At 40.3% G+C, this 12,270-nt stretch carries 7 protein-coding genes and 1 pseudogene; 7 read left to right on the top strand and 1 reads right to left on the bottom strand.

Annotation, left to right across the window (positions count from 1 at the left end; all coding sequences use genetic code 11):
* The first annotated feature begins 117 nt into the window (after positions 1-117).
* From BM043_RS18275 to BM043_RS19585, 3 genes are all read left to right on the top strand, one after another.
* Positions 118-699: a DUF6597 domain-containing transcriptional factor gene (locus BM043_RS18275; RefSeq protein ID WP_143189578.1), complete on the top strand. Its 582-nt coding sequence runs from the start codon at positions 118-120 to the stop codon at positions 697-699.
* The gene (locus tag BM043_RS18270) at positions 699-1,250 is read left to right on the top strand and encodes a M41 family metallopeptidase (RefSeq protein WP_092794414.1); all 552 of its coding nucleotides are present in this window, start codon (positions 699-701) and stop codon (positions 1,248-1,250) included. Before BM043_RS18275 ends, BM043_RS18270 begins: the two co-directional genes overlap by 1 nt.
* A 439-nt stretch (positions 1,251-1,689) precedes the next feature.
* Positions 1,690-1,830: a hypothetical protein gene (locus BM043_RS19585; protein WP_177188522.1), complete on the top strand. Its 141-nt coding sequence runs from the start codon at positions 1,690-1,692 to the stop codon at positions 1,828-1,830.
* Positions 1,831-1,904: 74 nt separating this feature from the next.
* Here the strand turns inward: BM043_RS19585 and BM043_RS18265 are convergent, their stop codons facing one another.
* Positions 1,905-4,280: a tetratricopeptide repeat protein gene (locus BM043_RS18265; protein ID WP_092794411.1), complete on the bottom strand. Its 2,376-nt coding sequence runs from the start codon at positions 4,278-4,280 to the stop codon at positions 1,905-1,907.
* A 140-nt stretch (positions 4,281-4,420) separates the two neighbouring features.
* On the opposite strand from BM043_RS18265, the pseudogene BM043_RS19750 reads away from it, so the two are divergent.
* The 4 genes and pseudogenes from BM043_RS19750 to BM043_RS18250 all read left to right on the top strand — a co-directional run.
* Positions 4,421-4,615: pseudogene (locus BM043_RS19750) on the top strand (IS1595 family transposase); the annotation flags it as partial.
* 771 nt (positions 4,616-5,386) lie between these two features.
* Positions 5,387-6,286, top strand: coding sequence for an ArdC family protein (locus BM043_RS18260; RefSeq protein WP_092794408.1), 900 nt, complete (start codon positions 5,387-5,389; stop codon positions 6,284-6,286).
* Between the two features lie 332 nt (positions 6,287-6,618).
* The gene (locus BM043_RS18255) at positions 6,619-7,869 is read left to right on the top strand and encodes a helix-turn-helix domain-containing protein (RefSeq protein ID WP_092794405.1); all 1,251 of its coding nucleotides are present in this window, start codon (positions 6,619-6,621) and stop codon (positions 7,867-7,869) included.
* Positions 7,870-9,148: 1,279 nt separating this feature from the next.
* Positions 9,149-12,270: DUF7507 domain-containing protein (locus BM043_RS18250; protein WP_092794402.1), on the top strand; the 3,122-nt coding region annotated here is incomplete at its 3' end.

Raw genomic sequence — 12,270 nt, 5'->3', positions numbered from 1 at the left:
GATTAAATGCTGGGCTTTTTTGGAATGGCATTGGTGTATTCAGAATGCTTAATTATTGCTGGTCTGGTTTTTGGCAAGCTTGGGTGGAGAAAGGATAATGCTCTAATTTTCTTGCCTATGTTTTACCAAAAGATTCTTCCCTGTGAAGCACTCAGAGGATTGGTCAGTCATTACTGGGTGGCTACTTGGAACCGGGATTTAACTGCTCCCAAATCGACTTACTATACCGTAGCAAACACCTTGACTGATATTACTTTTGGATTTGCTGATTCAAGTCCCCATTCCGGATTACTTTTCACAGCAGTGCAGGGTCATACCGAGCAGGCCAATCAGATTGAGGTGCCTGGTTTTTATCATTTGATAGGAGCTTCCTTATTTTCCCATGCTATCCCAAAGCTTTTTCAGGTTCCCGCAGGGGAATTAAGTCGTGAATTTATTTCGCTAAACGATTTATTAGGAATTGAGGCAGATCGTTTGACCGAACAGGTTGAAGGGGCACTAAATACGGATGTTCAAATCGAACTTTTAAATCGGTTTTTCCTCGGTCGATTGAATAGAGCGCATGAATTGGATACCCCGATGGCTTATGCCACCCAATTGATTAAAATTAACCAGGGTCAAAATCGAATTCCTGAACTAGCTAGTGCATGCTGCCTTTCCCAAAAGCAATTTGAGTACATGAATCTGGCCATGCTGTGATGTATTTGGCTACCTATTATCAAGTTCCTTGTCAGATCAGTGCAATGACAAATAGTAGAGTTGGGCAAGGATTTGTACGCCATGGATACCTTGATGAATTCAAAAGTAAAAGAACCCTAAAGCGATATGTCCAGTATTGTTTGGGGGGTTATTTGGCAGAGCAAATAATCTTCGGGCAGGATAATGTCTCCGATGGCTCAAGAGGAGATTTAACCTATGTGAACACCACAGTACTCAAGCAATTTCGAGAAAACGGCTTGGGAGGATCAGTGCTTCAGTATTCTGGAGGGAATCTTCAACCGGGAGAATATAAATTCATGCCAAATGAAGAAATCGACCAAATGGCTGCTGATTTCATTCTGGAGGCTCAGCAGGAAGCGATCAGCTTATTAAAGCGGGAGGAAAAACTTTTGCTTCAAATAGCCAAGCGGTTGATCGAATTTCCCTCTCTTCATTTTGAAGAAATCGAATCAATAGCGATGGAATATGGCAGTTCCGAATTAGTTGAGTCCCTTGGTAAGGATCAGCTTGGTTTGAAGAAGATTCTGTAGGAGAAAATGAATTGAAATTGTAATCGAGAAAAATATTTATAGAAGAATTCTCCCCCGTTTCGCCCATTCCTTTCGTTCCATTTCATTTGCGCCATTTTTCAAATGACAGCTCTTTTCTCTCCACTCTAGGAAAGGGCTTTCACTCCCCACGGCTACCGCTTCACTACACTTACCCTTCTCCTAAGTCCCGGCAAGCCTGGGACTGGGGAAGGCCGTTTCGTGAAGCCGTAGCCCGAACCTCCTTTAGGGGGGCAAGCCATTAGACGCACCTGTATAATAATAGTGGAATTAAGCTTTTTCGCTTCTAAATCGGCTAAAAGGCTTCGACATAAACACTACCTGCCCGCTTAATTTCATTTATTCCGTTTCCAGTTGGCCTTGACCGCTCAATAACTGGGAGTTGCACCCTAATTAATTTCTAACCTCTAATCCCATTTTTATGAACACGATCCAACCTCTTTCCGAAATCGCTCAAATCGAGCTGGTCTATAAGCCAGAGGATGATTTGAACAGTGCTCCCAATCGGGTTTGGTATGCGGAGAAAACTTTCGAGGGTTTCACTATGGAGCCATGTCCCTGACTCAAGAAAAATTCACCTTGTCTGTGTATCTGGCAGACGGGGCACTGAAAGACCGGCTTGATTTGTCCAAGTAATCAATTTGAAACAGCGAGCTTTTCACGATAAAAATTAGCCTTTTCTGGATTGCCGAGGGATTGATAGAGCAAATACAAATTACCCAAAACTTGTCTGCTGGTACCGTATTCCAAAGCTTTCTCAAAACTGGCTGCAGCCTGAGCTTCTTTCCGCTGGGCTAATTGTGTAATGCCAAGGTTGGAGTATGCATTAAACTTGTCGGTATGTCCTAGATCAATCGCTTTTTGGTAATATTGCTCTGCCTGACTAAAATTCTTTTCTTTCATGAATGCAATCGTTCCCAAATTGGTAAAGACAACGGGATCAGTGGAGTTCATTTCATTTGCCGCGCGAAGGAAGTTAGTCTTAGCAGATATGGTATCTCCCGTTTCCATCAGGGACTTGGCATATGCAGCGTAGAATGTCGGGAATTTGATTTCCCCATCTACCTGATCGTAGATCGGTTCTATTTTTTGGTATTCAGCCAATGCTGCTCTGAAATCACTTTTTCCCAACGATTCATTTCCCTTTAGCACAGCCTTAACAAACAAGACCTCCTCAGGACTGTTTGTACCTTCAGTAGTAAGGTACTGGGCTGCTTTTTCTGTTTGACCCAGTTCAGAATAGATGAATCCCAGTGCATTTCTGATATTAGGATCATCCCAGTATTCCAGCGATTTTTCCAAAGCAACCACTGCCTGCTCCCGCTTACTTTGTCGGCTATAGGTCAAACCGAGATTTCGGTAAAGGGGCCCCATATTTGGTGAGTCAGATTGCAAGGCCTGGAGGTAATAGGATTCCGCTTCCTCGAATTCATTTCGCTCAAAGGCGAACCTACCCATCTGGAAAAGCGGGTAAAAGGCTTTTGGGTTTTTCTTGATGTTTTCTTCCAAAACAGCTATCGCTTGGGCACTGTCTCCCAAATTGATCAGGACTTCTGCGTAGGTTCCCAAATATTGAGATACCGGAAGGTCTTTTCCCAAAATCCCAAACATTGACTCATATTCTTTGCGGGCTTCTGTGAATAGCACCCGTGCAGAATCCGGGTTTTCTTTTTTTAGCTCGCCGGCAATCCTCCGAAGCTCTTCTGCATAAAAAGTATGTGTCCTCCAGCTTTTTGGAGCGGAGATGACATCCGCCCGAGTGATCGTCAGGTTACTTTCCCAAACCTTGGTCCGATCCATCGTCTTCCAGGTGAATCCCAGCAGCACCGGGAGAAGAACGATAAGCGGCAAAAGGTATGTCTGTTTGGGAAGGAATTTTTCTCCCAAAAGGTATAGCAAATACACGATCAACAAGGCAAATGCAAGTGATGGGACAAACATGAAACGCTCACCCAAGTTGGAACCAATGGTCAAGGCAGGAACTAAGTTGGCGAAAATAGAAAACGTAGCGAAGTACAGGATAAGGCCAAAACTCAACAAACTTCGATTCTTGAATCCAAGGATCGCCAGGTAAATCAAGGCGCCAAAAAAGGCAATACTCAACCAGACTATTGGGCTGGAAAACTGCTGCACATTCAACTGGCTGAAGGAATAATCCCAGGAAAGTGGATGGGGAAAAAACAGGAGTTTGACGTACTGCAGGTAGATCTCGAAATTGGTTGCAATCCGCTCCGAACCGTCAGCCAAATACATGATGCTGTTGATGTAGGAGTCATAAACTGTTGCGGTTTTGTCCAGAATAATTCCCCGAATCAATAGATATAAAGCTGCTGTACCTGCAAAGGGAAGCGCCGCAAATACTGCCTGAAGCGGCTTTTTCCCCAGAAAAAAATAAGCGATCAATCCCACCAAAGCGATCAGCGGGATGCTTTCTTCCTTGGAAATCAAAGAAAGAAAATACAAACCAAGCACTAAAACCCACTGAAGAGGTTTCAGATTGCCCTCCTTCCTCCACCAGATCCAAATCGCCCCAAATGCAAAAACGGCAGAAAGCAAGGTATCCCGGCTTTTGGCCGAGGCCACGACCTCCACATGCAGCGGATGAACGGCATAAAGCAACAGGATCAGGGCGGCAAACCACCAAGGAAACTTCTTTTTGCTCAGCAAATCCTGAAAAAAGAAACCGAGAATTACCAGCAAAATAAAGTAGAGCAAAAGGTTAATCCCGTGACTTATCCCCGGATCGAATTTGCCGACGAGTTCATTTTCCAAAGCAAAAGTCAGCAAAGTAAAGGGTCGGTAAATCCCGGTATTGGTTGGGCTGATTTCGATGAAATTCATCGAGCCATATTTAAAAACCTCTTGCCATTCCTCCAGTCCTTTCACGGTCACCCGGTTGAAATGAGAATAAATCCCGTCGTCAAGTGTGTATTGAAAGCGTAAAGAAGGAAGATAAATCAGGGTCCCAAAAAGAGCTATCGCCAGTACCCAGGTCCAAGTCTTGATTTTCATAGTGTGGATTTGAAACAAAGCTAAATATAATTTGAATATTCAGAATTCTGTCAGAAGCCGAATTATATACTGACAGTTTGTGATAATGATATGTAATCAGGGGAAAGTTGGGTTATTTGGTCAAAAATACGGTTCTTACCATAAAAATTTTGGAGGTTGAAGAGCGGTTTCCAGTTGAAGAATCCTGCCTCCGTTTTTTCAAAGCCAAAAGAGAGTAGGAAGGTGTGATTTACAAAGAGAGAAAGAGTAGGGATCACTATTTTCTTCACAGTAAAAACATGTTCCAGCACAAAACATGTGAATTCCGAACCAGCTTGAAAAGCGGTACGGTTATTTGAACAGTCCCGTTGAACAGTCTCAGTCTCAATCTGCAAACCGGCTTCTAAAAATGGATTTTCTGTTCCGTCCTAAGCTCATTTTCCCCCGTTTCGCCCACTCCTTTCGTTCCGGTTAATTCGTGCCATTTTTCAAATGACAGCTCTTTTCTCTCCACTCTAGGAAAGGGCTTTCACTCCCCACGGCTACCGCTTCACTCCACTTACCCTTCTCGGAAGTCCCGGCAAGCCTGGGACTTGGGAAGGCCGTTTCGTGAAGCCGTAGCCCGAGCCTCTTTTAGGGGGGGCAAGCCATTTAAGATTTTTCTTCCGAATATATCGAGATTTTATTCCGTTTCGGTCGGTGAGCGCTCCGTTCCATTTTTTCCTTCTATATCCCCCGGTCTTCGGTGTATGACACGACGATGCAAAGGTTGAGTGCGAACCTGCACTAGTCAAAAGTACACTCCGCCCTGATCTAAAAAACAGGGTCTCCTACGGACTGCCTCCCAGTTTTTTATCCCAGGCTTTTGCCCTATGCAGAACCACCCTCTATGGGTTGCATGTCGGTCAGAACCTCAATACCAGTGGATAAAAAAAAATGTCACTTCACGCCCACATATCGCCTTTCACTTCCAAAAAATTACCCCTTGTACTCGGGGAAAATCCTGGATTAAGTGTCGGGTCGATCTTCCTAATATCCTTGGATATAACTGGGCTTTATGTGGCTGACAAACAACTTAATAAACTCTTTATCAATCCTTTTTTGTCACGCTTTAAACCTCTATTATCATGAAAGCTTGGGAAAATTTCAACCAATTAGCGGAGACCGTTACCAACGAAATCATCGAAGGTATCCAAAATGAAAATCTTACTTGGGAACAAGTATGGAGTCCTAAAAACTCTCCGAAGAATTACGCTTCGAAACGTCCCTATCTGGGATTCAATGCACTTTGGCTGGCTTGGGTTACTATCTCCAAGAAATTTAAAAGTCCTTATTTCCTGACCTACAATCAGGCAAAGCACCTTGGCGGAAATGTCAAGAAGGATGAAAAAGGTTCTAAAGTCGTTTTCTGGAAGATTTCCAAGTTTGTAAAAGGAAAGACTACCAATGAAGAAGGCGAAAACGAGGACCTTTTTGGAAGGAAGTTTACCCCTTTTATCTGGACGGTTTTCAATATCGATCAAATAGAAGGTATCGACTTTTCCACTGAAGCTGCCGAGGAAAGGGTTTTTTCTCCCATCGAAATTTGCGAATCCATCATTGCAGGCTATACCACCTGTCCGAATATTATTCATGAAGGAGACGAGGCATTTTACAGCCCTTCCAGAGATTTTATCAATATGCCGGAAAAGGAATCCTTCAAAGGAGACGAGCAATATTATTCAGTCCTATTTCATGAAATGATCCATAGTACAGGCCATTCAAGCAGATTAGGAAGATTTGCCGAAAGACCGGCTTTGGTTGGCTTTGGTTCGGTGAAATATTCAAAAGAGGAATTGATTGCCGAAATGGGAGCCAGTTTTTTGAATGCTCTTGCCGGAATCAAGGATGCAAATTTCAAAAACTCCTTAGCCTATTTGAAAGGATGGTTTAAGCCATTTCAGGAAGATTCAAAAATGCTGATCTATGCCACTCAAAAGGCACATCAAGCAGCCAATTATATCCTTGGAATTGACCGGGTGGGGTAGGAGGGATTTCTCCTTTTTTTACGGTTTTCATTCTCATCGCAGATGAATTAACCACCTTCAAAATCAAGCTAAAATCCTTATGAGTTAAAAAGATTCAATCGATAAGTTGCCTTTATTCGTAAAGGCAATAATTTTTTTTGAAAAGTAGTTTCTAATCTCTACCTTTCATGCAGCCCCCTAAAGTATTACTAAAATTATATATCGATTAGGCATAGTCCATTTTGAGCCAATCCCTCTCGAAAGTCTACTTTCCCTTTGCCAAATAAATATTTCTTTAGATTAGGACATTCTTAGAGGATTTTAGTTTAATAACCTTATTAAATTTCAAACGTATGATTTCTCTAAAAATAGAATATTTTAGTTTATATCTGTTAATTTCCCCAGTTGTAATTTTGGGGGCATTAATCACTTATTCTTTCATAAGAAATTTCCAGGGTAATAGATCAATGGCATTCCTTTTAGGAAGTTTGTTCTTTACTATAACCTTTGTTTACCTAATTGATGGGGTGAGTTTAATTGGATTTGGAGATCTGTATCCTCATATTCTTTTAACAAGTATTCCTATTTCTCTCTGTATCAACCCTTTAATTTATTTAATCGTATTACGGAGCATCAATAAGGAAGTAAAATATTTTGAGGTAGTTCTTCATTTTATTCCTGCATTATTCACACTAATTAATTTCACGCCCTTTTGGCTTTTATCAGGACCATCAAAATTGGCTCTTTTTGATCAGCTTGGGCCTATTGAAGTGTTGTCAAGTGGTGTGGGTGGCTTGATGGTTCCAGGGAAATGGGTTATCGTTTTAAGATTTTTCCTACTATTATTTTATTTTTTGCTTCTCCTAAGAATTTTAATGAAATATCGAATTTTTTTTAAGGCTAATTACAATCCTAAAAGACTTGTTTGCTCCTTTTTTGTTTATTTGAGTCTAAAGCTTTTGATCGTTATTTATCTTGCTGTGGGAGTGGTTTTAATTGATGTCCCCTTATTGATTTTCGTTACTAATTATCGGATTGTTGTCTCCCTGTTGTTAATGGTTTACTTTTTTTTGAGGCCAGAAATTCTGTATTCCAACTATTGGCACAAAGGCTTGTCCAAACTTGCGGTTGAAATCGAGGAAATTGATACCTCCAAGAATCCTGATAGTCCAAAACAAGTCTTTAGCATAGGATATTCTTCATTGGAAACCAATTCAGATTTGAGCTCTCAGGAAAAAAAACGATTGATAATTATATCCGGATATTTAGAAGAGACTAGGCCTTACCTTGATCAGAAATTTTCAGCAAAGAAGATTGAGGAGGACTTGAATATTTCTTCCAAAAATATTGGCAATATCATAAAAAAAAATTTTAAGATGAATTTCAACCAATATGTTAACAAGCTTAGGATTGAGTATGCCCTAAGCCAATTGGAATCCTATCCCAAATGGAGGGCATATACGATTGAAGCTTTGGCTAATAATGTGGGCTTTAATAGTGCGAACAGTTTCTATGCGTATTTCAAAGAGTACACGGGAATGACCCCCAGAGAATATATTTTGAAACTTGAACTGGCAAAAATGGGGTCTGATGGTCAATTATAGTTGGTAATACATCCTCCAATATTTTGAATTTAAATCTGGTATAAAGGCCTTATTGAAATCGGTTTCAATAAGGTTTTTTGTTGCAGAAACTTTCAAATAAAGGGAGTCTGGAACTTGTGTATTTCCCGACTTAGTCAGGTGGGGAAAACAGACCGGCATGCGGTGGTGTGTCATCAATACTTGAATCGGGAGATTGAAAAACTGGCCTGTGACATTGAATTGAATACCTAGTTATCCACAATTTTTATGTGGATAACTCCTGATCTTTTCATGCTCTGCAGAGAATTTTCGCCAGTCTAATTATGGGGGTTTATTCAATTCCAGCTTTAAAAAGGCTTTTTTTGAAAAATAATCATGGGTAGCTTTCCTACAAATTATTCGATTTCGACTTCTCGATCCATTCGCATTTTTTTAGGATATCCACATTTTCTTTTTAATGGGTAAACGGAACTTTGCCAGAAGCTAAATCCAGAGTTCAGGTTACCATACAAATGCCAAATCTTTTGGTTTCTTCGGTTTTTCTTCATCGGTATTCTAGCCAAAAATCATGTGAATAATATTCAACGGGGAGGGCTCCGTATAATCAGATCCTTATAATCAGAATTTTTTATTCCGGCTTTTGCATTCTGAATAGATATGCGAATTCCAATTTCCTTTTCTGTTGAAATCCACATAGTAGGATTGATTTACACACACTTTTCGGGATTTAGGTTCACTCTCAGTCCCTAAAAAGAGCGCCATTGATTACCTTGAAGGAATAATCCGGTGAATAGTTGAACATTGAAGCAAGAGTTGAGGAATAAAAACCACCATGAAGGCAGGTGTTGAAAAATAAGAAGGAGTCCCTTTAGTGACATTTGGATTTACCTTTCATCCATTCATTAGAAGAAACTTTTCCGGACTTATCCACATTGAATCATTCAAGTTTGGATGCTGGATTAAAAGTTTTTCAAGTGAAAAAATTGAATTTTTCCGAGTTATTTTATTATTTAAGTTATAAAAAATAAAATGTATTTTAAATTACATGAAACGACCTTTTTGTATTTTAAAATTTTACGTCGAAAATAAAATGCAATTAAGTGGATTTAACTGCACTCAAAAGTCTGTTTTTTGAATAACGCGTCATTTGTTTGAAGAACATTTTTTAGATTTTTTCAGGATTTTGAAGAACAGTCATTTTTTTGAAGATCTGGATGGAAAGATTATCAAGAAATTTGTAACCCATTCTTCTGTACTTTTTGTGTAGACGAGGTTGGGGAATAATCAATAAAAATTCTCTATGAAATTTTCTTTACCTGAGCCTCATTCAACACATTCATTTCTAAAATCAGGAAAGTTGTTTTCTCCTCTAGCTTTTTCGAAAATTTCTTTTTTTCTGTGTTTCTCCATTTTTTTTCAATTTAGTATAAGCGCCTCAGGAGGTACACTTGGATACATCGACAGTTGGAATGTTGGTTCTGTTACTTCTACGCCCAACACTGTTATTTTGAATTCTGAAGAGAAAATAGACAAGCCTAAAATAAATTATAAAGACAATGATCTTTTTTTTCAACCAAATATCCCTATTCTATCGAATAGATCTTCATATGATGGTGAATTAAATCATTTAAAGAAAAATTTAAAAAATCTTTCCAATTTTTCTGGAGATTTATATTCAGGCAAGGATAAAAATTATGAGAAGTCTGGAAAATATTATTCGTTTGTTAAGAATTCTGGGCAAGTATTATACACAAATGGAGAAGATGCTAATGATGTTTTGTTTTATTTGCGTCTTGCTGAATATGATGTTTATTTTTTTAAATCGCATATCAGTTACATTTTTAGGAATAGTGTAAAGGGTATTGATCAAATAGAGCGTGTTGATTTTAAATTTTTAAATGCACATGCTAAACTGCAATTAATTCCAGTTGGTAAAGCCATTAACTCATCCTATTATTATACAGAAAATCGAAAGGAAGGATTGGAAGCTAAAAATTTCAAATCCGTCAAGTATCAAAATATTTATGAAGGAGTTGATCTTCATTTTTATTTAGATGAAAAAAATCAACTTAAATATGATTTCATTATAGAAGATACGAATTCAATTGAAAAAATTGAATGGGTTATTGAAGGTGCCAAGGATGTATTTCTTGACGATAAAAATGAATTAAAGATTGCAACGAGTTTTGGATTTTTTAATCATCAGGCACCTTTTACCTACCAAAAAAATGAAAAAAATCGCATCACTGAAGTAATCTCATCTTTTCAGCAAAGGTCTGAAAATATTATAGGGTTTAATATCGGTAGCTTTAATCCGAATTTGCATTTGATAATTGATCCAACTATCAGTTATGCAACATATTATGGAAAAGCGAATAACGAAAGAGCCTTAACAGTTGCTACTGATGGTACAAATGTTTTCCTGGCTGGACGCTCCAACAGTAATAATTTGCCTGTTACCAGTGGACTCTATACTTACAACAATAACTTTGATGGGTTTATTGCTAGTTTTAATGCTACTGGTACCCTTAACTGGTCTACCTATTATGGAGGAGGCAACGATGATCAGGTGAACCATATGCGATATTTAGACGGTAACCTTTACCTGGTCGGTACCTCACAAGGGAATGGGTTTCCAGTAACTTTTGGGACATACAAAAATGGTAAAGATGTTTCAGTAGTTAAGTTAAACAGTACTAATGGCACACGTGTTTGGGCAACCTTAATTGGAGGAAACGGCAATGAAGAAGGACGTTCGATCGATGTAAACGCAACAGACCTGGTCCTTACCGGGTATACAGAAAGTGTTGATTTTGTTCCGATAAGTAATGCTTTCCAATCTGTGGCCAGTTCTTCAGGTGATGCCTTTATCACTCAAATGAATATCTCAGATGGAACGACGGATTGGTCAACCTACTATGGCGCTGGTGGTATAGATCAAGCAACCGGTGTCGCTATTGATAACGATGGTGAAGTTTACATTTTAGGAACTACATCTGATGGTAGTTTTCCTGTTACATCTGGTGCGCACCAAACTACTTTTGGTGGGAATACTGATGCGTTTCTTTTGAAATTCTCTTCATCGGGTGTAAGAAGTTGGGCTACCTTTTATGGAGGTACCCAAAATGATGTTGGGGGTCCATCTTCAGCTACTCTTCAAAATGATCATGGTAAGGGAATCGATGTTGATGCTAATGATAATGTTTACATTATTGGTACAACCCTGAGCACAAATAATATTGCCAGTGTTGGTGCATATCAAACGGTAAAGAAGAATGCAAATGACATGTTTATATCCAGGTTTAATGAATCTGGAATACGCTTATGGGGTACTTATTATGGAGGGAACAGCAATGATGATGGAGTAGACGTGGAACTTTCATCCGAATGCGCCATTATTTATTTTGTAGGTGATGTACAGAGTACTGATCTTGTTACTTCAGATGATGCTCCCCAAAAACTTTATGGGGGTGGAAGTTATGATGGAGTGATTGGAGGATTAGATATTAACGGGAATTTGATTTACACTACTTATTACGGCGGTAGTGACGTTGATTATATCCGCGATATTGGTTCAGATGGGGACAGGACAGTTATTTCTGGTTTTACGCAAAGTAATAATTTGCCTCTGGCCGGAGCTTCCTATCAAAGTAGCCGGAACAATAACGAAGATGGGTATTTTGTGGTGTACACAGGTTGCGCTGGTCAGGCTCCGACCCCATCGATAGCAGTTGTGAAGACGGCATCGGTAGGCGGGACAGGAGCAGCAGGCGATGTAATAACTTACACGTTCACGGTAACCAACAATGGTTACGTGACCTTGAGTGGTGTTGAGATAGACGATGCCTTGACAGCATCTGTCAACCTTCCGGTAACTCCGGCCACGTTGGCCCCGGGAGCTACAGGTACAGCCACTGCGACATATACGATAACACAGGCAGATATCAATGCAGGCGGTATAACGAACCAGGCGACAGCCACGGGGTCTTACACGGATGGCAACGGAGATCCACAGACCACGGATGACTTGTCTGACCATACGAGCAACAATGAAGATAATCCGACTTTTGTTCCGTTGACTCAGACTCCGGACTTGACGATCGCGAAGAGCATCACGGCTGGCGGCACGTACGATGCAGTTGGCGACCTGGTAGAATACAGCTACCTGATCACCAACAGCGGCAATGTGGTATTGGCCGGACCGTTCACGGTGACTGACGACAAGATTGCGACCATCGCTCCGGTAGACGGACCGTTGGCACCTGGAGCAAGCGTTACCGTAACGGCTACGTATACCATTACCCAGGAGGATCTGAATGCGGGCAGCGTGACCAACACGGCTTCTGCCAGCACGACTTACGGCGACAATACCGTTACCTCCGACACCGACGATAAGACTGCGAATGCGGATCAGACTCCGGC

Source organism: Algoriphagus hitonicola, assembly GCF_900113375.1.
Classification (GTDB): domain Bacteria; phylum Bacteroidota; class Bacteroidia; order Cytophagales; family Cyclobacteriaceae; genus Algoriphagus; species Algoriphagus hitonicola.
This window is presented reverse-complemented; position numbering and strand designations above follow the sequence as displayed.